Raw genomic sequence first — 25,078 nt, forward strand, 5'->3', positions numbered from 1 at the left:
TTATCAATGAAAAATAACATTAAAAAGTAAAAGTACGACTTCGTGATTTCGCCCATATGTCCGTGTAATCTAATGCCATTATGCTAATGAGAGACAACTAAAATATAAGTTTTCACAAGTAACTACTTAATTCCAAAATAACGAAGAACAAGAGAAGATAACAACCTGAATCGTTCGTGAATAATAGTATTTAGTACACGTGTGCTTTTTGATGACGTCGATGATGCATTACCACCATGTCGTCTATATAAAAGCATTGGCTCTATTATCATAATATGCTTACCTTTAATTAGACTTATTAATGACAACCATACATCATGCATTGGGATGTTTTTAGGGAATGGTAGAGCTATCTCAAGCACTTCACGTCTAAAAGCAGTACAACAACCGACAAATGTATTTTTAAATAAGTTTCTTACTAAGGATGAATTGTGGCCTATTAGATCAAATAATAAATCATTCTTATTCCAAGCAACTGAAAACTCATTTCTTTCATAAAGGTAGGCATTACTCGTTACTATAAATACTTCAGGAGTTTCAAATTCTTTAATAGTTTTAAGAAGACGTCCAGGTAGCCAAACATCATCTTGATCACATAAAAAAACAATTTCATTAGTACTGTTAATTAAAGAATTCTCAAAATTACATATAACACCTTTACCAGTTGCATTTCTAAATAACTTAATTTGATGATATTTTTTAGCATAGGCTTCTAAAATATTAAAGGTACCATCTGTAGAATTATCATCTGAAATAACTATTTCATCAAAATTTCTTATCTGGAGCAATATGGAATCCAACTGCTCTTTGATGAACTCATTGCCGTTATAGGTAGCAATACAGATACTCACACTAGTTTTCAAATCTTTACCCTCTCAAAAAAATATATAATAAATAAATATAATAAGACACCACAGAAAAGGGTAAATACCCAATACTCAACATCTGTTGCTATAATAAATCCAGTATTAGATAAATAATATTTAAGTGCTGACTTTTTATTAGAAGATAAACATAAATTCCGAAAATAGGAAACTATATAAGTAATTATAAACACATAAAAAATTGAAAGATAATATGGAAAAACCATTATTTGTAATGGCAAACTGAAATTAGATCCCTGAGCGAAGCTTGCTTCAAAGCCAGTAACTAATTCTGTAAGCTGCCAACCTACATTTTTTACACTACCAACTATTGGAGATATAAAAATACCAAAAGTAGATTTAACGTATGCAATAACACTCGACTCAATATTGTACGCACCATCAAATTTTAAATAATACTCAACACCATCAGCATTTGCTATAACTCGGTTTAATATAACATAGATAGGATCTAGTCCAGAATCATAGAAAGAAGTCACAAAAATAGCTATTAATATTGAAAAGCAAACTAGAATAACACCATAAAAATTTATTTTATTAAAAAAGGAAGCAGAAAAGTGTTCGTAAAAATAATAAGCAAACATACCTAGAGATAATAGAAATTGAATTAACGAGGAGCGCCCCCCCCCCAAAATATTAATGCTGAGTATAAGTACTATTACAAACGCGACGTAAAAAACAATTCGCTTATATATAAAAATTAATAAAAAAGAATAATAAAACAAAAAAATAGAAGTGGATGTTGATAAAATTCGCTCAACAGGGTTACGGCCTGTAAGATCTTGATACCGATATAAGAACCATGATATAGGAGGATTATTCAAGAAGTATTCAAACATGCTATATTTCGATATAAAAAATAACAAAGCCATAATAGCCCACAAAATAACGACTTTTCTATATTCTAAAAGCTCACCTACGTCTTTATTTCGATTTATATTTTGTATAAAAAGAAAGAGAAGAAATACATATAGAACCATAATCATTAAAAAATAAAAAGCTAAAGCAATATTATTATTTAGCTCAAAAATATAAGAGCACAAAAAACTGAAGAAAGTAGATATCCATAATAAATGGTAAACTAAAGGGTCTAAAATAGAAGTATATTTATTTTTGAACAAAATCAAAAAAAAAGAAAGAAATAAAATTAAAGTCAAAAAGAGTAATGATAGTTCATAGTTTCTTATACTAAACATTCTTCAACCAAAATTTCACTCTATATATTAGCTTCAAAATAAAAGCATATTTAGATGGGAGTAAGCTAGATCTCACAGCATTTGTTTCATAACGAATGGATAACAATGAGTTTGAATCACGGCTGATACCGTTTGGATCGCAAATTGCTGCAATTCCGCTAATCTTTAAAAATTTTCTTTTAGATAAAAATGAACGTAAGTTCAAGTGATAATCAGAAAATCGTTTGTAGCTCCGATCATAAGGATAATCGAGCAATAACTGCCTATTATAGATAATTGACTGATGATGAATAGTATTATGTAATAAAATTTTTAAATTATACATCGAATGAACTATGTGACCGTCTGTATATGCCACATCTCCGTAATATGCATCTATGTTTTTATTACATTTCAAAACAAAATTATTAAAAAAGAAATCTGAAAATATTACATCTCCTGCATTTAAAAAAAACACCCAATCATAACTTGCTAATTCAACGCCTTTTGTCATTGCGTCGTATATACCATCATCTTCTTCTGAAATGAATATAGATACATTATCAAACTGATTAATAATACTCCGTGTATTATCCATTGAGTTCCCATCAATTACGATAAGTTCATACTCAATCTCTAAATTATACTTCAAGCTTGCTAATGTAAGCTTCAAATCTTCGGCTGCATTATAACATACGGTAACAATAGAGATCATAGGGTCTGCTCGTAATATTGAATATGAGAATTGATAATAATTTCTTCTGAAAAATTTTCCTGATAAAAAGCAAGGCATTTATTATGTAGTTGCTTTGACTTATAAAAATTACTGTTAGTATTAATAAATGAAATGATTTCATCAACCTCATTAAAAATATATCCTGTAATATCATTTTTCACAATATCTCTTAAACCAGATGTATTAAAACAAATAACAGGTGTACCTATTGATATTGATTCACACGCAACAAGCCCAAATGATTCAATCTTAGATAAATTGAATACCCAGTCTGATTCGCTCATAATTTTCAGCATTTTCTGTTCGTCATTTATAATTCCAAGGATATTAACATTCTTGAATTTTACTAGACTTTCATGAAGTTCAGATTCTCCAAAGATATTGAAAATGATATTTTCATTACCTTTCACACTATCAATTATTTTGATTAAGGAATTAAATCCTTTATTACTGTTATTATAAAAATTAACAGAACCAATTAAAACATTCACAACACCACTATTAGAAATTCGAGTATCAGCAAAATCATTTTTTAGGGCTTCAGTCACCAGATTAGGTATTACCTTACAATTGTATCCTGAAGAAATAATTGAAGATAAAAATTGTTTTTTCATCCAATGACTTGGTGAAATAAAACTTAAATTATCTGGATAATGCTTAGCTTTGATATTAAGAATACATTTATCTAAATTACTTAGATTCAGCCCTAGATCATGATGATAAGTTGACAAAAAAGGCCACGAATCATGCAGAGTCCAGATGATATTACCTGATATTTTCTTAATATCGTATATACTGAGCATTTCCCCGTTAATCCAATGTAGATGAATTATATCGGCTTCGTAAGAGTTAATTATATTCACTAATTTATTAGGAAAAACATTTAGAGAGCGGTGAATATCTCTGCGTTTCCTAACAAATAAAGAATCCAACTTCAAAATTAATTCGCTGATTCTATTGATTATTTTAAAATATACATATAAAAAAATATTTCTTTCTGTTACCGAAAAAACAGAATTAACAGAAGAATGTTTGTTTATTACAAGTAAAGTAGAGTCAATTTTATTTTTAAGCAATAGCTTGTGAAGCCTTAAACAAGCGACTCCAGCGCCCCCTTCAGCGTCACTATAGGATATATGTAATATTTTCAATTAAAGTGCCTTTTAAGTTTTTTACGAAAAAAACTAGACGTAACAACTCTTAAATCGAGAAAATTTACACCATCACAGATAACCGTTGAAAATTTAAAATAAAATTTTAATAGAAAAACAAGTTGCCCATTTAGTTTTGATAATTCCCGAGCCTTAAGGTATTCGATATAACAAATATCATTTTTATCCCACCCCAAATCATTTGCAGTTAGACAATCTAACATTTTAAGGTAGGAGCTAGATAACTCGTCGGCTTTTACTGTTGAAGTTGTACCAACTCCAGCTCTATAAACAGGAAAGGCTCCGGGTACTTTATAAATTGATGAAACGTATCTAAGTAGCTCTAACTCATGCAGCCTATCTGCCCAAAGTCCAATATCAGTCCGATATGGTTTTATGTTTGAATAGAGTTTCCGACTAAAACCAACAAGCCTTGTAGAGTATTTATCCCTAAGCAACGACTTTAATGGGTTAAATCCATTAACAAAATCATTTCTTACAAGTTTAAGTCTTTGATCTAAATTGTATATGTATATATCTGGTGCGAGAACAAATGCCTCTTTTATAGGATCAATTTTATTTTCTAACATAACATTATTCATTGATCTTATCATACCCGGCTCTAGCCAATCATCGCCAGAAACAAAATGAATCAAATCGGATGTAGCAAGTTTCATAGCTATATTAAAGTTTTGAAATAAACCTTGGTTAACTTTATTTTTATAAAGTTTAATAACACCGGGATATTTTTTTATATACGCCTCAACCTGTTCAACTGTATCGTCACTCGAACAGTCATCACAGACTATAATTTCATCAGGTATAACATCATCTGACAATATTGAAGTTAAACACTTGCCAATATATTTAGAGTGATTATATGTGACACAAATAACAGAGTGTGTGAATTTTATATCATGCATTTTTAAACCAGTATTTTTTAGTAAAAAACAAAATAATTACACAATTTATAATACATGCAATCATATACGCGCTTGTAACAGATGTAATCGACTCGAACCGTGATAATAATAACGAAGAAATAAAGACATATAAAAAAGAGAATGTTAATTCCGATACAATTGAAGTTCTAACAAGTTTTTTTGCTGCCATTATCACAGCAAATACCCATGTAAAAACTCTAATCAAATCACCAGCTAATTGAAATAAAAGTGCAGAACTATCAGGAATAAAACTTTCTGAATACAACAAAGAAAAAACCAATTCTTTATAAAAATACACAAAAAGTATGCCACTAACCACTAGAGGGATTACCAACTTTAAAACCTTAAATATCTCAACTTTAATTTCGCTTATTTTAATTGAACTTATTACAGGTAACAAATATACATTCAACCCCATAATAATAAAAGTCAAATAGGAGTCTGATAGTTTGATAATGCCCTGCCACACACCTGCGACATCTATTCCTAAACTATAAATTATATTTGTTCTTATCAAAAATTGAGTTAATGGAATCGCTATTGCAGTAACGATAAACATTAAAACATAACCTTTAAAAACAGTAAAATCATCAATATTTTGCTTTAAATTCAACCAAGAGCATTTATAATAAACTATAACTCTTTTAAATTTATATATTATGTAAAGAAAACCTATAACCTGTGTGGCAAACATTGAGAATACCACAGCTTTAATACCATAAAACTCAGCACTAAAAACTGTAAGGCCTAATAAAAAAATGGCGATAACGCTATTAAATATTGCGATAAATCTAATGCGACCACGACCATTAAAATAAGAAAGTATTACGTTGTTAATACTGAATGAAAGCACACCAAAAAAAACAATTAAATAATCAAACAATGTTATTGAAAGATCAAATTCTTTAACTGTATAAGAAAAAAGAAACGGTGATAAGCACGCTACGGATATAGAAATAAATAAAGTGAATACAATAAGGGACTCAATTATTTTGCGACTATACTCAGCAGAATACCTAACCATAGCAGTACTAACACAAGAACCAATACCTACCGACATCAATATTATATTTTGAAGCTGTGAATATATGGCAATTCCATTAGTTCCAAACTGACGAGCAATTAGCTTCAATATTAATAATGTAACTAACATTTTAATAAGTACTGAAAAAAATGTATATGCTGCAGTGGAAGTTAATGACATTTTCACAATAAAAATTTATTCGCTATTCCGATAACGTCAGTGATATCTTTCTCCGTCATATTTGGTCCAATGGGAAGACTTAATAAATTTTGGTGCAAACTTTCACTTATGGGATACTCAAGGTCGCCCATAGATGAATATGCTTTTTGCTTATGAGGCGGTATAGGGTAGTGAATGGCAGTTTCGATTCCATTCTTGCTAAAATAACCTTTAAGCTCATCTCTACTTTGTGTTTGAATGACATATAAATGGAACACATGACTGCCATCTGGATGCCATACAGGCAATTTTATTTTAGGGTTATTAATTTCAGCACTATACCTAGTTGCAATATCTTGTCGTTTATTTATTTCACAGTTTAAATATTTCAACTTAACTCTAAGCATCGCCGCCTGAATTTCATCTAAACGACTGTTAATACCTTTGTATAGGTTTTTATACTTTTCGTGTGAACCGTAGTTTCTTAACGCTGAAATTGTAGCTGCTAGTTCACTATCATTTGTTGTAACCGCCCCACCGTCCCCTAGCGCTCCTAAATTTTTTCCTGGGTAAAAACTAAACCCCGCAGCATCACCTAACGAACCTACCTTTTTAGCTTTACCATCATTACCTATAGACAATGCGCCATGTGCTTGTGCACAATCTTCAATAACTTTTAAATGATGCTTTTTAGCAATGGAATTTATTTCATCCATATCAGTAACCTGGCCGTATAGATGAACGGTTAAAATCGCTTTGGTTTTATCTGTAATGGCTTGTTCGATTAACTTCGGATCTAAGTTAAAGGTGTTGATATCTGGTTCGACTAATATTGGTACTAAACCATTTTCAGATATAGCTAATATTGACGCAATATAAGTATTAGAGGGAACAATCACTTCATCACCTTTATTCATCACACCAAGTTCGATATAAGCACGCAGAATCAGCACTAATGCATCTAAGCCGTTTGCAACACCCAAGCAATGCTCAGTTTCACAGTAAGTGGCGAACTCTGTTTCAAATTCAGAAACTTCTTTACCTAAAACATACCAACCCGAGTCTATAACACGAGCACATGCTTCTTTAAGTTCAATTTGATACTGTGCGTTTATTTTTTTTAAATCTAAGAAAGGGATCATATCTTAACTTCTCTTGCTGGATTACCGATAACAGTAGTATGTGGTTCAACACTTTTAGTAACAACAGAACCAGCACCAATCATTGCAAATTCCCCAACTATCACTCCAGGTAGTATGGTTGCATTTGCCCCAATCGATGCATTATTTCTTATTATTGTTTTTAAAAATTTTTCAGGGTATATTTTTGAACGAGGTGTTTTATCATTTGTAAATGTAACATTGGGACCAATAAAAACATTATCTTCAATGGTTATACCATCCCATATTTGAACGCCACTTTTAATCGTAACGTTATCACCTATAATTACATCATTTTCTATTAGACAATGTGAGCATACATTACAATTTTCACCAATAACTGCCTTTGCTAAAACCACACAAAACTGCCAAATATTCGTATTGTAGCCAATATTGGATGATTGTACATCTGAAAGGTTATGAATCATGTTTCACCATTTTAGTAAATTCTTCATAGTCTCTCACATAGTCTGTTTCATCATAAATAGAGTCAGCTAAAACCATTAAAACGCAATCTTCTGAAAAGTCAAACATTTCTCGCCATACGAATGACTCAATGTATAAACCTTGAGCAGGGTTATCTAAAAGCACCTCAATTTTTTCATTACCGTCGTCCAACAAAAACCGACAAGAGCCCTTAACAACAATAGCTAATTGTTTCAATTTTTTATGGGCATGAAAACCACGGCGAACTTTATCTTTAGTATTGAATACGTAATAAACACGTTTAATACTAAATGGTATGTTTTTTTCTTCTTCTAAAGAAACTAAAGAACCACGTTCATCACCATGACTTTGCAATTGTATTAATTTAATATCCATTATTTTTCTCATTATTTCACTAAGTCGAATAAATACTCGCCATAACTATTTTTCAACAATGTATTGGTAATACCTTCAATTTACTTAGCGCTTAACCAGTCCCGATCGAAAGGAATTTATTGAAGGCCAGCTATTTTGAAGTCTTGTCACTTTTCAACGATTTGTAAGTATTGCCCCGAATCCATTAAACTATCGTAAGTGCCCCTATCTAACCAAGAAAAAACCAACAGAGTAATACCACGTGTCAAATACTTGTTATTACTGCTAGTAACTTCATTTTCACCTAACCTCTGAACTTATCTTGGTTATTGACAAACCATTGATAAGACAGAGTTAATCCTTCACCTAATGAAATTGAATGTTCCCACCCTAATGATTTCAAACGTTCAACATTCATCAGTTTACGTGGTGCACCATCTGGTTTACTAGGGTCGAATTTAACTTCACCTGTAAAGCCAATAACTTTAGCGACGGTTTCAACCAACGTTCTTATTGTACAATCAACACCAGTACCTACATTAATGTGGCTTAACATAGGCTCTGTATTTTCATCATAGGTAGACTTATCTAAATTCATAACATGAATAGATGCATCAGCCATATCATCAACATACAAAAATTCACGCATCGGCTTGCCACTGCCCCATGCAATAACTTCTTTATCACCATTTAATTTAGCTTCATGAAACCGTCGCAAAAGAGCAGGGATAACATGACTATTTTCGGGGTGAAAATTATCATGTGCACCATAAAGATTGGTCGGCATGACACTACGATAATCTCGAGCATACTGTCGGTTATAGCTTTCACAAAGCTTTATTCCCGCTATTTTAGCTACGGCATAAGGTTCGTTAGTTTCTTCAAGTGTACCGGTTAAAAGAGCGGCCTCCTTCATTGGCTGCTCTGCCAATTTAGGATAAATACATGAAGAACCTAAAAATAATAATTGCTGAATATTTGCCAAGTGTGCGCTGTGTATCATATTGCACTGAATCATTAAGTTTTCATAAATGAAATCAGCAGGGTAAGTATTATTAGCAACAATCCCTCCCACTTTAGCAGCAGCTAAATAGACTTGTTCTATTTTTTCAGCTTGAAAAAAATCAACAACAGCTTGCTGGTTAGTCAAGTCTAATTCACTTCGTGTGCGAGTAATGATATTAGTATGACCACTTGCTTCAAGCTGACGAACAATCGCCGAACCAACCATGCCACGGTGACCAGCAACAAATATTTTAGTATCTAAGGCAAGCATACTCTTAACCCTGATTTTCAATTGACATAGCGACTTTATGACCGTGGGCTTTAAGTAGTGCATGTTGCTTTGCTTTACTTAAATCGTTCTGCACCATCTCAGCACACATTTCTTCTACAGTGATTTGTGGTACCCAACCTAATTTTTCTTTTGCTTTTGAAGGGTCCCCGAGTAACGTTTCAACTTCTGCTGGGCGGAAATAGCGTGGGTCAACACGTACAATTACATCACCAACAGTTAGTGCTTGTGCGTTATCGCCAGTGATAGCTTTAACTGTCGCTATTTCATCAAGACCTTCACCGGTAAACTCTAATTCAATACCCACTTCTTTAGCTGATAATGATACAAATTCACGTACAGATATTTGCTTACCCGTTGCAATAACAAAGTCATCGGCAGTTTCTTGTTGTAACATCATCCATTGCATACGCACGTAATCTTTAGCATGTCCCCAATCACGAAGTGCGTCCATATTACCCAGGAATAAACACTTTTCTAACCCTTGAGAAATATTGGTAATAGCGCGGGTGATTTTACGCGTTACAAAGGTTTCACCACGGCGTGGTGATTCATGATTAAATAAAATACCGTTACACGCATACATACCGTAAGATTCACGGTAGTTAACAACTATCCAGTACGCGTACATTTTAGCTACAGCATAAGGCGAGCGCGGGTGAAAAGGTGTTGTTTCTTTTTGTGGTATTTCTTGTACTTCACCATATAGCTCTGAAGTAGATGCTTGGTAAAATTTAGTTGTTTTTTCCATACCTAAAAATCGAATAGCCTCTAATAAACGAAGTGTGCCCATGGCATCTACATCAGCAGTATATTCAGGACATTCAAATGAAACAGCGACATGTGACTGTGCCCCTAAGTTATATACTTCATCAGGTTGAACATCTTTGATAATGCGCGTTAAATTTGAAGAGTCCGTCAAATCGCCATAATGCAAAAAGAACTTTTGATTATTTTCATGATTATCTTGATAAATATGGTCTACACGCTCAGTATTTAGCGAAGAAGCTCTACGTTTGATACCATGAACTTCATAGCCTTTTTCTAACAACAATTCAGCAAGGTACGAACCATCTTGACCTGTTACACCGGTAATTAAAGCTACTTTATTCTTTGTCATTTTTATTTCCTAAATTTAGTTTAAAAGATGTTATTTTCTTAACAGCTCTAATAATTCATTTGTTTTTTCTTGCATTAAAGCGACATTACCTTTCGCTTCAACATTGAGTCTAACTACCGGCTCAGTATTTGATGTTCTTAGATTAAAGCGCCATTCAAACGTGTTTTTAGCATCTATTTCTTTAAAAGATAAACCGATACCGTCTGTATAATCGATGAATATCGCCTGTTTTTCGTATTGCTCTAATACTCGTTCTATCGCTAACGTTGGATTGTCGAGTTTTGAATTAATCTCTCCTGAGCTAGGAAAAGCAGCAATACAATTTTTAACCATCGAAGATAACGTCTGCTTTTTAACTGATAATAACTCTGCAACTAAAAACCATGGGATCATACCACTGTCGCAATATGCAAAATCACGAAAATAGTGATGAGCACTCATTTCTCCGCCATAAACGGCATCTTCCTTACGCATTCGCTCTTTAATAAAAGCATGACCTGTTTTGGACATAATGGCTTCGCCATTATTTTCTTTAATTATTTGCTCGGTATTCCACGTTAAGCGGGGATCATAAATGATTTTTGTTGGTTTTTCACTTCCACCCGTATTTTTTTTCAAAAAAGCTTCAGCTAGTAATCCTACGATATAATACCCTTCGATGAATTCACCTGTTTCATCAAACAAAAAACATCTATCGAAATCGCCATCCCATGCTATCCCCATATCTGCATTATGCTCACGAACCGCTTTAGCGGTATCTTCCCTATTTTCAATCAATAGTGGATTAGGTATACCATTAGGGAAATTACCATCAGCTTCGTGATGCACTTTAATCAATTCAATTGGGATATTGAGCTGTTTAAACGCTACCTCTATTGCATCAACAACATGACCTGCAGCGCCATTACCCGAATTTACCACTAATTTAAGAGGGGTAATATTTTCAGGGGCTATGTATGTCATTAAGTGGTCAACATAAGCAGCCAAATTCGAGATTTGTGTATATTCCCCTTTTGGGGTTGCTTGCATAGTAGGACCGCTATTCTTCCAAGGTTGACTTTCAGCCAGCGCTTTAATGGCATTTAAACCGGTATCGCCACTTATTGGCTTAGAATCTTCTCTAACGAATTTCATACCATTATAATTCATCGGGTTATGACTAGCGGTTACTTCAACGCCGCCACACATGCCTAAATTTTTTGTGGCAAAATAGATTTCTTCGGTGCCCGTCATCCCTATATCAAATACGTCTACACCTTCATCCCGTAGACCGTCTGAAAACGATAGTTTTAATGATTGTGAAGTTAAACGAATGTCCCCACCTACTACAACTTTTTTAGGTTTCAGGTACAGAGCAAAAGCTCGCCCTATTCGGTAAGCTATTTCATCATTAAGTTCTTCACCTAGTTGCCCACGAATATCGTATGCTTTAAAACAAGTAAGTTCAGTCATATTCTTCTCATTAGCATTGGTTTACACGCGGCCATATCGATCTTCAAAACGAACGATATCATCTTCACCGAGGTATGTTCCTGATTGGACTTCTATTATTTCTAAAGGTAATTTCCCTGGATTCTCCAGCGCATGAACCACACCAATAGGTATGTATGTAGATTCATTTTCTGTCACTAAAAATGTTTTATCGCCATTTGTGACCTTTGCCGTACCTGACACCACTATCCAATGCTCAGCCCTGTGATGATGCATTTGAATAGACAATTTTTCACCGGGTTTAACCGTTATACGCTTCACCTGATAGCGAGTACCATTATCGATAGAATCATACTTACCCCAAGGACGATAAACTTCACGATGATTCTTAAACTCATCTCTACCTTCTGCTTTTAATTGTTCAACGATTTTTTTAACATCTTGTACTTTATCCTTGCTTGCAACGAGTAAAGCATCTTTTGTGTCAACGATAACTAAATTGTCGATACCAACCGTGGCAATTAATCTTTCACTGCCTTGAATTAAGCTGTTAGTGGTTTCGTGCATAATGCTGTCACCAATCACGGCATTGCCATTAGAGTCTTTGTTATTTACATCCCATAATGCAGACCAAGATCCAATATCGCTCCAACCTGCATCTAATGGAACCACAACCGCATCTGATGTTTTTTCCATTACCGCATAATCAATAGATTCGTCGGGACATTTTTCAAAGGCACCTTTATCTATTCGAATAAAGTCTTCATCTTTTGATGTGTTTGCCAAAGCACTTTCACATGCTGTATAAATATCAGGTCTAAATTGGTTTAACTCTTCCAAGTACCGACTTGCTTTCATTAAAAACATGCCGCTATTCCAATAATGCTCTTTCCCTTCAAAGTATTCACTGGCTATTTTTGCATTAGGTTTTTCAACAAAGGCATCGACTTGAAAGCCATGTTCATTAACAGATTCGCCACGTTTTATGTAGCCATAACCGGTATGTGCTTCGGTAGGTACAATGCCAAAAGTCACGAGTTTACCCGCTTCTGCTAGAGGAATAGCTTTTTCGACAGCATCGATAAAAGCGCTTTCATTAAGAATAACGTGATCAGCCGCTAAAATAAGGATGAGTGAATCTTTAGACTCAACAACTGTCTTTGAGGCTAATGCAATTGCAGGTGCTGTGTTTCGGCCAACCGGCTCTAGGATAATAGTGCCAGATTGATTGATTTCACGTAATTGCTCCGCAACGATAAAACGGTGCTCTTCATTACAAATAACTACCGGACGCTCAAGCGTTAAACCAGTAAGTCTCTGTAAGGTTTGCTGAAGCATTGTTGCTTTGCCGTTTAAGGCTAGAAACTGCTTAGGGAATAAAGAACGACTTAATGGCCATAATCTTGAGCCAGAGCCACCAGCCATAATAACAGGAGTGATCATATAAAATTTCCGTTTAAAATCATTTGATTTGAATTATGTTACTTATTTAAAGGAGCATCTGCTTGTTTATTTTCTTGAAAATACCATTTACTGTGTTTATGCACTTGTTCACTTTCAACGAGCTCTTTTTCAGCGAACCATTTGTATTTTGAATGTTGTTCAAGTGGTAAAGAAGCTAAATCACCCTTAAAAGTTATTTCATAAGCCAGTACTAGATAATGCGTTGAAAAATCATCTTCAGAAAAGTTATCATCATAAAAGTGCTGGTAGATACCTTTAAAAGTTGACTGTACGTTATCAAGCCCTAACTCTTCTTTTATGAGACGATTAAATGCAGACTCGAAACACTCATTTTTTAATATACGGCCACCAGGTACAAACCAATAGCCATTAGCCGGCCTATTAGTTCTTTTTCCTAGCAATATTTGACCTTCTAAGTTTCTAGCAATGAGGTCAATTGATACTAACGGGGTAGATTTAACGATTTTTTTGAATGTTTCAAAGGGTAACATGAATATTTTTCTTTATAATTTTTTTTGTGATATAACACAGCATTTACTGTTCACTAGTTCTAAACAGATAGGTAAAATTTCACAGGCCTAATCTCATATTATCGATACGCTAGTACACGCAATCAAAAAAACAGTAATTGCACCATATCAACTGTTAAATGAGATCAACACCAAATCTCAGGCAATTTATTTTCTTAAAAAAAATATTGTAGTGATAGAGACTATTTCTCTTAGTAAAATTGTCTCTAACATTTATAACCAAAGCACTAGAGAACTTTAAGTAACTTATAATCCATTCAACCAATAGGTTTATCTATTTTACTCTTTCAAATTTTGTAATTTTTCTGATTACCACGACATAACTGGCAAACATAAAAATAAAACCTGTCAGCATAATTACATCAGGTATAGCAAAATATTCACCCGCCAAACCAATTACAGACATTGCTACTGCAAAGGTAGAAATAATGACTAATGCTTGTCGTGTGCTATATCCAACACGTTGAAGTATATGATGAAGGTGGTCTCTATCGGGTTTAAATGGTGATTTACCATTTTTATAACGACGTACGACAATTGCTAACATATCCATTAATGGAATAGCACAAATCCATAGAGCTGTTACTGGGCGAAATGAAGCGTTATCATTTTGAGTCCCCATAGTAAGCAACCAAATAACACTCAAGCCAATGAACATACTTCCTGCGTCACCCATAAAAATTTTCTTTGACTTATTGACTAAACCCAAATTAAAAATCAAGTACGGGATGGTTGCTGTGGCAAGAATTAATGGGTAACTTATATAGTCAGTTTGTCCACTCATGATGAATAGAATAGCGATAGCCGTAAAAGTGTTAATGCTTAAACTACCGATCAAACCATCTATACCGTCAACCATATTAAAAGCATTGATAACAACAATAATACCGACATAGGTAAATATAATGCCTATAGGGCCTAGTGTTACATCACCTAAGCCAAACAAGTTACCTAAGTTTGAAATATAACCACCCACACCATAAATCATTAAGCTAGCGACAATAAGCTGCCCAATAATTCTAATACGTACTTTTAAGTCAAATTTGTCGTCTACCGCACCAATGAAAACCATCATTGCTGAGGCAATGAGGTACATACGAAGCTCTAAGGTATTCGGTAGCCATAAAAGGCTAGCCATGAGTACCGCTATAAAGATTGAAATCCCGCCAATAAGCGGAATATGTCCGGCATGCAATTTTCGTTCGCTGGGTTTGTCAACTAAGCCAACTTCTATTGCTACCGGTTTAAAGAATTTAATTGCGATAAAGGCAAAGCAAAATGCGGTAAGTGCAGAGATAAATACGTCCATTATAATTTCCTATTAGCTTGCGCTAAATTTTCTTCCTTAGTTTTAGTCGACTTATTGTTATTAGTAAAGTGTCTGATTAATACGATAAGTATCGACAATATACCCCCCAGCATTGTACCTAGTACTACAATTAATGCACGCTTTGGTTTAGCTTTGGTATCAGGTACTTGAGCAGGGTCAATCGTTTTTAAAACATATTCTGATGAAACCTTAGTTAGCATCATATTTTTTGTTTGCTCTTCAATCAATTGATAAAAAACAGTTTCCATGGCGCTAACTTCAGTATTTCCTAACTGTTTAGTTAAGTAATCAATTGATGATTGAGCTTCTTGTTCGTCTTGCTCACGCATAAAGTTATTAACGTCTGTAATTAACCAAACAAGCCATTTTTTTGCTATATCAGGTGAATAAAACTCAATATCGATATTCACTAATGATGTTGCTTTATCTTGTGAAATCGTTAATAAGCTTAAAAATCTTTGATAAGTTTGCCACTGAGATGGTTCAGGTGATTCAGTAGCTGAAACTTTACTGAGCCATTTTTTATTTTTACTATCATAAATTTCTTTATTAATAACAAGAGAGTCTGTTGATTTGTCCCAATTTTCACTAGCCATAAGCGGTACGAGCAGTTCATGTTTAGTAATAAATTTTTCTAAAAATGAGCGTGTTTTTATAATTTCAAGAGCAATTGCTGTTTTATCAGTTCCACCGCCACCTAAACTAATACCTGCAAGACTGGCTAAACCACCGAACTGCCCGGCAAGTGCACCCATTCCACCGGCAGAGTCTGATGAGGCTGGTGCTAATAAAATTGAAGCTTTATAGATATCAGGTTTTGATAAGGCAAAAGCAACAGAAGAAGCTCCGAAGATAATGGAAATAACGATGATAATATATTTCCCTGACCATATAGCTCGCCATAAATCTGCTAAGTCAATTTCATCGTCTGAGTTATTTTTTTCGGCAAGTTGTTGAGCCATTTGCTGAGAAAGCAAAAGCGCTTCTTGAGAAAAGGGTGTAGTGGATTGCTGAGTACTATTATGATTCGATTGATTCTGATTTGGCACTTGCAGATTTTCCATACTTAACTATTTGAATAACAATAGGACACTTCCCTATTAAAGCTTACGAATTATACTGTATTAAATTAAGTTATGTAAAGGTCAACACACAGATACTTGTAATAAAGTTGTTATCTTACTGTTCTTTTTTTTGTTTTTAGCAAATAAAAATTCATTAATGATTAATAAACATTCACTTTAGATAATTAACTATATGTGCAATTTTTTCGTTTAACTTAACGATTATCAAATAATGGGTTGTTTACTTTTTATATATTAATGCTTTTAAGTACAGATCTTGAAACGAGTTCAGGATGACGATATTTGGGTCAGAATAACGGTATTACATTCAGAGTGACGGTGCTTGTGTTTGGATAACGGGACATACAGGTAGAATTACGTAGTTATTTGTCGTCATGCTGAATTTATTTCAATATCTGGTTTTTTTTGCTTATAAGTACAGATCCTGAAACGAGTTCAGGATAACGGGACATACACTTAGAATTACGTAGTTCTTTGTCGTCATGCTGAATTTATTTCAGTATCTGGTTTTTTTTTGCTTCTAAGTACAGATCCTGAAACGAGTTCAGGATAACGGTAATAGGCTCTGGATGACGGTGGTGTCAGGCTGTCAATGCTTGTGTGTGGATAACGGGACATATACTTAGAATACGTAGTTCTTTGTCGTCATGCTGAATTTATTTCAGTATCTGGTTTTTTTTTGCTTCTAAGTACAGATCCTGAAACGAGTTCAGGATGACGGTATTACGTTCAGGATGACGGTGGTTGGCTCTGGATGACGGTGGTGTCAGGCTGTCAATGCTTGTGTCTGGATAAAGGGACATACACGTAGAATTACGTATTTCTTTGTCGTCATGCTGAATTTATTTCAGTATCTGGTTTTTTTGCTTATAAGTACAGATCCTGAAACGAGTTCAGGATGACGGTATTACGTTCATGATGACGGTGGTTGGCTCTGGATGACTGTGTGTCAGGCTTTCAATGCTTGTGTGTGGATAACGGGACATACACGTAGAATTACGTAGTTCTTTGTCGTCATGCTGAATTTATTTCAGTATCTGGTTTTTTTGCTTCTAAGTACAGATCCTGAAACGAGTTCAGGATGACGGTATTACGTTCATGATGACGGTGGTTGGCTCTGGATGACGGTGGTCTTGTCAAGATGTCGGTTTTGTTTAGGCTAACGTTAGTGAGTCTGGTTTACGTTACACATTAGAGAGCTAGGTGGACCTTTCTTTTATGAGGTATTTTATAATTCTTTACTCAAATCTAGCCAATTAGGGTTTATTTGTTCTATTAAATTTTCCTTCCAGGCCCTTCGCCAGTTTTTAAGTTGCTTTTCTCTTGTTATCGCATCGTACATCGTTTCAAATGACTCAAAATATACTAATTTATTCAGGTTATATTTATGGGTGAAGCCTAATGTAAGTTTAGATTTATGTTGATAGACCCTCTGAACTAGCTGACTCGTTACACCTATGTATAGTGTCGTATTTTTTATATTTGTCATTATATAAATATGCGGCTGTTTCATATTGACAAGCCTATTAGTAAATAAATTTTTTCGCTAATTTAGATATTTCAGGCCAATCATTGTTAATAAGAAATTGTTTTTCTTTTTTACTCCATTGTCTAATTTCACTTGCTATTTCTCTGGCTTCTTCTTCCGTTTTAAATTTCTGTTGATGTACGAGTTTAGCGGGTAAGCTTATATCATTGTCTAACAACAGCTTGTTATATTTGTCGTATTTAGCCAATACGATATCAAGTTCATCACAACAACCTGTGTAATAACGGCCGTCTACTGACTGTAATATATAAACATAGATTTGAGTATTCATATCACAAGCTCCTTTTGTTAACATAAAATTTACACTTATTCAGTGTAGTATAGCTTTAATACTTTGTCAGTTATCTATGATGAGTTTATTTTAGTGTCCCGTTTAGGCGCGTTGCCGCTTGTCGTCATGCTGAATTTATTTCAGTATCTTGGGTTTGTAGGTAAGTACAGATCCTGAAACAAGTTCAGGATGACGGGTACACAATCAGGATGACGGGGATGCGCGGCTACGATGGTGGGTAATCGCTAACTTGTTAATGGTGCAGAGTTCTTGATGATGGTGTTGGCTTCTTGATGATGGTGTTGGCTTCTTGATGATGGTTTTTGTTCAGAGTCACGGTATTTTCCTGCCCTTTTGTCGTCGTGCTGAATTTATTTCAGTATCTGGGGGTTGTAGGTAAGTACAGATCCTGAAACAAGTTCAGGATGACGGGTACACAATCAGGATGACGGGGATGCGCGGCTACGATGGTGGGTAATCGCAAACTTGTTAATGGTGCAGAGTTCTTGATGATGGTGTTGGCTTCTTGATGATGGTGTTGGCTTCTTGATGATGGTGTTGGCTTCATGATTATGGTTTTTGTTCAGAGTCACGGTATTTTCCTGCCCTTTTGTCGTCGTGCTGAATTTATTTCAGTATCTGGGGTTTGTAGGTAAGTACAGATCCTGAAACAAGTTCAGGATGACGGGTACACAATCAGGATGACGGGGTTGCTCGGCTACGATGGTGGGTAATCGCTAACTTGTTAATGGTGCAGAGTTCTTGATGATGGTGTTGGCTTCATGATTATGGTTTTTGTTCAGAGTCACGGTATTTTCCTGCCCTTTTGTCGTCATGCTGAATTTATTTCAGTATCTGGGGTTTGTAGGTAAGTACAGATCCTGAAACAAGTTCAGGATGACGGGTACACAATCAGGATGACGGGGATGCGCGGCTACGATGGTGGGTAATCGCTAACTTGTTAATGGTGCAGAGTTCTTAATGATGGTCAGAGTTCTTAATGATGGTCAGAGTTCTTGATGATGGTGTTGGCTTCATGATTATAGTTTTTGTTCAGAGTCACGGTATTTTCCTGCCCTTTTGTCGTCATGCTGAATTTATTTCAGTATCTGGGGGTTGTAGGTAAGTACAGATCCTGAAACAAGTTCAGGATGACGGTTTTATGTTCAGGATGACAGTAGTGGAGTCTGGTTGACGGTGTTGGTGTCAGGATGACGGGTGCACAATCAGTATTACGGGTTACGCTGCCACTATGGCGAAGTGCCTGTGCGTATTGGCCAAACGGGTTTATGTTTGAGCTTTGCATTCAACAATGTAAAGTCCGATAAAATCGGACTTTACTTATCTATTTTGTCATAAAATTAATATACCAAGGCATCGCTTTATCAATACCTTGTTGAATTTTAAACTCAGGTTCAAAACCTAATAAATTTTTAGCTTTAGAAATATCCGCTTGAGAATGTAAAACATCCCCTGCCCTGAAATCTTGATAAATTGCTGATTTATCATAATTTACGCCATTTGCTTTTAATGCGACTTTTAAGCTATCGAATAAAGTATTCAAGCTTGTTCTATCGCCTAAAGCCACATTATAAACTTGGTTCTTACCGGCATCATCTGCTGTAGCCGCTAATATATTTGCTTGTACCGCATTTTCAACAAAACAAAAATCACGGCTCGTTTCACCATCACCATTGATATATAAGTCTTGGTTGTCGATCATCGCGGCTGTCCATTTTGGGATCACGGCTGCATATGCTCCGTCGGGGTCTTGACGTTTACCGAATACATTAAAGTAACGTAAACCGGTTGCATTCAAACCATAAGTTTTGTTGAACACGTCAGCATATAGCTCGTTTACATACTTTGTTACGGCGTAAGGTGATAATGGCTTGCCTATATTTTCTTCTACTTTAGGTAATGCAGGATGATCACCGTAAGTAGAACTTGAAGCGGCATAAACAAAAGTACTGACTTGCTCTTCTTTTGCTGCGGTTAACATATTAACAAAACCGGTAATATTAGCAGCGTTCGTTAATATTGGGTCTGCAATTGAACGTGGTACTGAACCTAAAGCTGCTTGATGAAGTATGTAATTAACACCTAAAACTGCTTTTTGACAATCATCAAAATTTCGAATGTCACCTTTAATAAAGGTAAAATTTTCCCATTGCTCTGCTGAAACCTGAGACTGAACTTCGTTTAAGTTACGCTGGTGGCCCGTTGCAAAGTTATCTAAACCCACGACTGTTTGACCAAGCTTTAGTAATGTTTCAAGAATGTTTGAACCAATAAAACCAGCGACGCCAGTAACAAGCCATTTTTTGGGTGTTTGTTCGAGTTGAATTTTAACTTCGCTAAAACGAGACATTAGTTTCCTTTACTTATTTATTTTAAGACCCTGAAAAAAGTTCAGGATCATTATATCTATTTCACATGAGGGGTAGTTACTTAAAAGATAACTAACGCTACAAACGCATATCTACACTGTCTTTGGGGAGTAAGTATTTTAGGTCATAAAGAACATGGTTCTTTTTACCCAACTTACGAATATTTTCAGCACCTAGTTTTTTAAACTGGTCATGAGATACCGCTAAAATTATCGCGTCATAAGTATCGGCTTTCGGTGTTTGATTTAGCGACAGGCCATATTCATGTTCTGCAGCTTCACTTAAACACCAAGGGTCGGTAATATCGACATTTATATTATATTCTTTTAGCTCGCTAACAATATCAACAACTTTGGTGTTGCGTAAATCAGGGCAGTTTTCTTTAAACGTTAAGCCCATTACTAATACATTGGCCCCCTCAACTTGAATACGGTTTTTCAGCATTTTTTTAACCAGTTGAGAAACTACATAGGCTCCCATACCATCGTTTAAGCGACGGCCAGCTAAAATCATTTCAGGGTGATAACCCACCGATTGTGCTTTATGGGTTAAATAATAAGGGTCAACACCAATACAATGACCACCGACTAACCCGGGACGGAAGGGTAAAAAGTTCCATTTTGTACCTGCGGCTTCTAGTACTTCTAATGTGTCGATACCGAGTTTGTTAAAAATGATTGATAATTCATTAATCAATGCAATATTGACATCGCGCTGGGTGTTTTCAATCACTTTAGCCGCTTCTGCCACTTTTATCGAACTGGCTTTGTGTGTGCCAGCAATAATAATAGAGCGGTAGAGTTGGTCAACAAATTCAGCTATCTCAGGCGTTGAACCTGAGGTTACTTTTAAAATATTAATCACCCGATGTTCTTTATCGCCTGGGTTGATTCGTTCAGGTGAGTAACCCGCAAAAAAATCGGTATTGAACGTTAAGCCTGAAAACTGTTCTACAACAGGAATACACGATTCTTCTGTAGCGCCAGGGTAAACCGTCGATTCATAAATAACAATATCGCCTTTGTTAATGACTTTACCCAGCATTTCGCTGGCTTTAATTAACGGGGTTAAATCAGGTCGTTTGTGCTTATCAATCGGTGTGGGCACCGTAACAATGTATACATTGCACGTTTTTAAATCATCAACGGTGCATGAGTAAGATAACGCTTTAGTATGGGCAAGCTCTTCATCACTCACTTCTAGTGTACGGTCTGTACCACTTTGTAGTTCTGCAATTCTAGATTGGTTAATATCAAAACCTAAGGTTGGGTATTTTTTACCAAACTCTACCGCTAAAGGTAAACCTACATAGCCTAAACCAATTATGGCTAATTTTACTTCACTTAAATCGTTGATCATCTTTATTCATTCCATTTTGAATTTTTATAAAAAGCGTTTAAAGTCCACTGATCGCAGCAACTGCTACTGCGGTGTTGTACATAATGGTGGTTGCCGTTGTCCAGAGCGTTAAGCTATTCATGTACTCAGAATCGAGTGGCACTACAATAGAATCTCCTGGTTTTAAAGCGGAGTCGCTAGTACCCGCAAACCAATTACTTTCTTGGAGCATTCTGATACTGCCGTTTGACGAAATAATGTAAATTCTTTCATCGTCAGCGCGCTTTTTCAAGCCACCGCTTTGTGCAATATATTGTTCAACGCTTCGTGATGAGTCAAACATATGAGAACTATTAACTTGTACCTGTCCCATAACATTAACAGAGTCTTTCATCGTTGGAATGTAGAGAATATCGCCCCCTTCAACAGCAACATCATAATCATTACTCGCAATAACCCGTGGTAAGTTAATGACCAAACGCCCTACGGGTTCTACTTTAGTTAAATCAGCAAGAAGCGATTGTATTTCGGTGTAAGAGGTAACCGCACTATTGCTTGACAATGACTTCGTTGCCATTTCTATACGTAAGTCTGCACTCACTTTGATTAAGTTTTGTTTCTCTAGTTGTTTTAATTTCACCCGTGAAAACACTGAGCCATTGGGGTCAGCGAACGATGTTAAACCGCCCGCTTTCTTAATAACACGAGACAATTTATCGCCACGGCGAACGGTATATTTACCCGGAAAAAGTACTTCACCTCGTAACTCGATAACATTGTTCTCGCTCCAGGCAGGAATTCGATGTACATTTAAACGGTCTTTACTTTTTAGTATAATGTTGTCTTCATCGACTTGTTGAAGTGCGTTAGCAAGTTGAATGTTTTTTGATATCTTTACAGCACTCATACCATCCATTTCGTTACGCGTTAATTCAGCTCGCGATAAGTAAGCTGATTCTTTAACGCCGCCAGCCGCTCTAATTAAGTCATTAACACGTGAATATTTCCCGAGTGGATAAACACCAGGAAATTTAACTTCTCCGTCAACTTCAACCAACTGAATAGGTGTGCCAGCGCCAGCTTGTTGGCGTAGTTTATTGACAATAGGCACCAGTAAACGTTGACGAGAAAACAAAGCCATTTCACGAACATTGACAATATTTTTCGTTACGCCGCCACTAATGTCGTTAATAGATTGTTGAACCTCTTCATTAGCACTGTTCGCCACAAGACTATCTTTGCCATACTTATTCCAGAACTTTTTCCGTTTATCACTTTTAATGACTAAATTTCTTTCTTTCGCCAAGAGCTCTTCTTGTGTATAAGCAAGTTCATCTAATAAAAATTGCTCATCTGATAAGGTAATCGCACTTGAAAAAACAATAATTTTATCATTGGTATTTAGCTGAATATTATTTATAGAATTGTTATCAGCAAAAACTTCGGCTAAGTTAAACTGTAATATTTCAATATTGCGTGCGCTATCTATCTCTCTAACAATAATGCCGTAATTTAGGTCGGCGTAGGGCAGTAAGTAAGAGTCTGCATTACGGATAACATCAGATAATTGCTGCTGTTTATGCCACTGATATTTCCCAGGCCTGGCTACCGCGCCAATGAGGGTAATTGATTGACCATACATGTCTGAGCTTTTCAAAATGCGAATATAGTCACCTGGCTCAACGGCTTTTGCACTTTCATTTTTATTTGATAGGTCGATATTGATGATGCTTCGCAAGTTACTGCTATTATATCTTTCTACAGTCGCTGACTTAGGGTAGGCAGAAGGCAATAAGCCACCAGCCATGGCAATAACAGAATCAAAATTATCTTTTTCAGCTAATTCATAAATAGCAGGACGACGCACTTCACCAAATATCGATGCACTTGGTCCTTGAGCAGGAATTAAAACAACATCACCTGATTGTAATAAAATATCACTTGATGAATCACCTTCAATCAGTAGTTCATATAGATCTACTTTTTGAATAAGTTTACCGCCACGCTTAACTTCGATGTTCCTTAATGAACCAATATCACTTATACCACCCGCAGCAAAAATGGCATGAGTTACTGAAGACAAAGAACTAAGAGTATATGGGCCTGGTTTATAAGCAGCGCCCATGACTAAAACACGCATTGAACGCAGTTCGGTAAGACTTACCACAACATCAACGCCAATAATCTTTTGTTTTACTTTATTAACAACGAATTTTTTTAGCTCTGAAAAAGTGAGTCCTGCCACTTTTATTGGTCCAAAAGTAGGGAAAACCAACTCTCCTTCACGACTGACCGTTAAGTTCATTTCGCGGTTTTCTTTGCCAAACACTTGTACAGAGACTGAATCCCCTGTACCTAAGATATAACCTTCAGGAATAGCAATATCCATTACTGGCGAAAAAGTAGAAGGGGCATTTGCAAAAACGTCTAAACCGAAACGGGGAAGCTTTTTGAACAGATTATCTGCATTCTTTTGCTCATCTGATTCATTTTCATTTTGATTGTTCGTATTATCGCCGTTTAAAGCGCGTGGAATAATAGGGGTATTTACCGGTCCTTGTTGAGTGTTTTTTCCGGCTAATTGTGCTTCGATAGCACTGAGGTTAACCCCCATACTTTTAGCTAACACTTGTTGCTGAGATTTAGGTAGTTTTTTAAATTGTTCTATTTGCTGAGCAGACACCTGCTGTGCATATAAATTAATAGAGAGCGTAAAAAGTAAAGAGGCTGCTATAACATAGCGAATAATATTCATCATTGGCGCAATAAATTTCCTATAAATTCAAGATAAAAAGTTAGCTAAAAATTCTAAAACGTAAAGCAAGCAGATAAAATAAGTAAAAGGCAATAAATCAATATATTGCCTTATAAATAAACTGCAAAAATTAACATCTGGAGTTTATCAGCAACGACCTCTTGAATAAAGTAACTTTTTCTCCTTCAAAAAGTAAACGCATTCTGTATTAGCTTGCCTATTAATGGGTTGTTTTGTTTGCCAGAAGTAAACAATGGTAACTAAAACATTACATCTGCTTAATCAAATCTCGGTGCCAAACTATTGCCTTTCATAGCAAGCACAGGTATAACACACGCTGACTTTCGCAAATAAATTTGACAATAATTACAGCGCAAAGAACTTATTTCAATATTTTAAAATGTTTTTAGCGAATTAAAATAATAATATTTAACTGTAATTTACACTTATCTAGAGGATTTTTTTATGAGTACACCTGATGATACAG

21 protein-coding genes are annotated in these 25,078 nt (G+C 35.3%); all 21 read right to left on the minus strand.

The features are described from left to right. Positions 1-122 precede the first annotated feature (122 nt). The 21 genes from H4J52_RS10420 to H4J52_RS10520 all read right to left on the minus strand — a co-directional run bounded on the left by H4J52_RS10420 (position 123) and on the right by H4J52_RS10520 (position 24,594). Positions 123-863: a glycosyltransferase gene (locus H4J52_RS10420; RefSeq protein WP_182224635.1), complete on the minus strand. Its 741-nt coding sequence runs from the start codon at positions 861-863 to the stop codon at positions 123-125. After that, positions 860-2,080 carry an O-antigen polymerase gene (locus H4J52_RS10425; RefSeq protein WP_182224637.1) on the minus strand — a complete coding sequence of 407 codons (1,221 nt, stop codon included), beginning with the start codon at positions 2,078-2,080 and terminating at the stop codon, positions 860-862. The genes H4J52_RS10420 and H4J52_RS10425 overlap by 4 nt, the downstream gene beginning before the upstream one ends. Further along, positions 2,073-2,774, minus strand: a complete 702-nt coding sequence (locus H4J52_RS10430; RefSeq protein WP_182224639.1) for a glycosyltransferase — start codon at positions 2,772-2,774, stop codon at positions 2,073-2,075. The genes H4J52_RS10425 and H4J52_RS10430 overlap by 8 nt, the downstream gene beginning before the upstream one ends. Next, positions 2,771-3,946 (minus strand): glycosyltransferase, encoded by a 1,176-nt coding sequence (locus H4J52_RS10435; protein ID WP_182224641.1) that lies wholly within the window; start codon positions 3,944-3,946, stop codon positions 2,771-2,773. Before H4J52_RS10435 ends, H4J52_RS10430 begins: the two co-directional genes overlap by 4 nt. Continuing rightward, positions 3,943-4,869: a glycosyltransferase family A protein gene (locus H4J52_RS10440; RefSeq protein WP_182224643.1), complete on the minus strand. Its 927-nt coding sequence runs from the start codon at positions 4,867-4,869 to the stop codon at positions 3,943-3,945. The genes H4J52_RS10435 and H4J52_RS10440 overlap by 4 nt, the downstream gene beginning before the upstream one ends. Continuing rightward, positions 4,862-6,100, minus strand: coding sequence for a hypothetical protein (locus H4J52_RS10445; RefSeq protein WP_220461088.1), 1,239 nt, complete (start codon positions 6,098-6,100; stop codon positions 4,862-4,864). Before H4J52_RS10445 ends, H4J52_RS10440 begins: the two co-directional genes overlap by 8 nt. After that, the gene (locus H4J52_RS10450) at positions 6,097-7,215 is read right to left on the minus strand and encodes a DegT/DnrJ/EryC1/StrS aminotransferase family protein (RefSeq protein WP_182224646.1); all 1,119 of its coding nucleotides are present in this window, start codon (positions 7,213-7,215) and stop codon (positions 6,097-6,099) included. Before H4J52_RS10450 ends, H4J52_RS10445 begins: the two co-directional genes overlap by 4 nt. Further along, a complete protein-coding gene (locus H4J52_RS10455; RefSeq protein WP_182224648.1) occupies positions 7,212-7,661 on the minus strand; it encodes an acyltransferase in 450 nt (149 codons plus the stop codon). Before H4J52_RS10455 ends, H4J52_RS10450 begins: the two co-directional genes overlap by 4 nt. Beyond that, the gene (locus H4J52_RS10460; RefSeq protein ID WP_182224650.1) at positions 7,651-8,055 is read right to left on the minus strand and encodes an FdtA/QdtA family cupin domain-containing protein; all 405 of its coding nucleotides are present in this window, start codon (positions 8,053-8,055) and stop codon (positions 7,651-7,653) included. The genes H4J52_RS10455 and H4J52_RS10460 overlap by 11 nt, the downstream gene beginning before the upstream one ends. Positions 8,056-8,338: 283 nt before the next feature. Further along, positions 8,339-9,310: a GDP-L-fucose synthase gene (locus H4J52_RS10465; protein WP_182224652.1), complete on the minus strand. Its 972-nt coding sequence runs from the start codon at positions 9,308-9,310 to the stop codon at positions 8,339-8,341. A gap of 4 nt (positions 9,311-9,314) precedes the next feature. Next, positions 9,315-10,448 (minus strand): GDP-mannose 4,6-dehydratase, encoded by a 1,134-nt coding sequence (gene gmd, locus H4J52_RS10470; protein ID WP_182218503.1) that lies wholly within the window; start codon positions 10,446-10,448, stop codon positions 9,315-9,317. Between the two features lie 30 nt (positions 10,449-10,478). Next, a complete protein-coding gene (locus H4J52_RS10475; RefSeq protein ID WP_182224654.1) occupies positions 10,479-11,900 on the minus strand; it encodes a phosphomannomutase CpsG in 1,422 nt (473 codons plus the stop codon). A 21-nt stretch (positions 11,901-11,921) separates the two neighbouring features. Beyond that, positions 11,922-13,322, minus strand: coding sequence for a mannose-1-phosphate guanylyltransferase/mannose-6-phosphate isomerase (locus H4J52_RS10480; RefSeq protein WP_182224656.1), 1,401 nt, complete (start codon positions 13,320-13,322; stop codon positions 11,922-11,924). A gap of 38 nt (positions 13,323-13,360) precedes the next feature. After that, positions 13,361-13,834 (minus strand): GDP-mannose mannosyl hydrolase, encoded by a 474-nt coding sequence (locus H4J52_RS10485; RefSeq protein ID WP_182224658.1) that lies wholly within the window; start codon positions 13,832-13,834, stop codon positions 13,361-13,363. A gap of 313 nt (positions 13,835-14,147) precedes the next feature. Next, complete coding sequence (wecA, locus tag H4J52_RS10490) at positions 14,148-15,182, minus strand: UDP-N-acetylglucosamine--undecaprenyl-phosphate N-acetylglucosaminephosphotransferase (RefSeq protein ID WP_182224660.1); 1,035 nt, start codon at positions 15,180-15,182, stop codon at positions 14,148-14,150. Further along, positions 15,182-16,267, minus strand: a complete 1,086-nt coding sequence (locus tag H4J52_RS10495; RefSeq protein ID WP_259367850.1) for a GNVR domain-containing protein — start codon at positions 16,265-16,267, stop codon at positions 15,182-15,184. Before H4J52_RS10495 ends, wecA begins: the two co-directional genes overlap by 1 nt. 1,249 nt (positions 16,268-17,516) lie before the next feature. Continuing rightward, a complete protein-coding gene (locus H4J52_RS10500; protein ID WP_182224662.1) occupies positions 17,517-17,801 on the minus strand; it encodes a GIY-YIG nuclease family protein in 285 nt (94 codons plus the stop codon). A gap of 13 nt (positions 17,802-17,814) precedes the next feature. Further along, positions 17,815-18,108 carry a hypothetical protein gene (locus H4J52_RS10505; protein ID WP_182176905.1) on the minus strand — a complete coding sequence of 98 codons (294 nt, stop codon included), beginning with the start codon at positions 18,106-18,108 and terminating at the stop codon, positions 17,815-17,817. 1,345 nt (positions 18,109-19,453) lie between these two features. Next, entirely contained in the window at positions 19,454-20,479 is a 1,026-nt protein-coding gene (locus H4J52_RS10510; RefSeq protein WP_182224664.1) for an NAD-dependent epimerase/dehydratase family protein, read from the minus strand. A 97-nt stretch (positions 20,480-20,576) separates the two neighbouring features. After that, positions 20,577-21,857, minus strand: coding sequence for a Vi polysaccharide biosynthesis UDP-N-acetylglucosamine C-6 dehydrogenase TviB (gene tviB / locus H4J52_RS10515; RefSeq protein WP_220459968.1), 1,281 nt, complete (start codon positions 21,855-21,857; stop codon positions 20,577-20,579). A 37-nt stretch (positions 21,858-21,894) separates the two neighbouring features. Beyond that, a complete protein-coding gene (locus H4J52_RS10520) occupies positions 21,895-24,594 on the minus strand; it encodes an SLBB domain-containing protein (RefSeq protein ID WP_182224666.1) in 2,700 nt (899 codons plus the stop codon). Positions 24,595-25,078: the final 484 nt, after the last annotated feature.

The sequence above is a fragment of the Colwellia sp. MB02u-14 genome, assembly GCF_014076915.1.
Lineage (GTDB): Bacteria > Pseudomonadota > Gammaproteobacteria > Enterobacterales > Alteromonadaceae > Colwellia_A.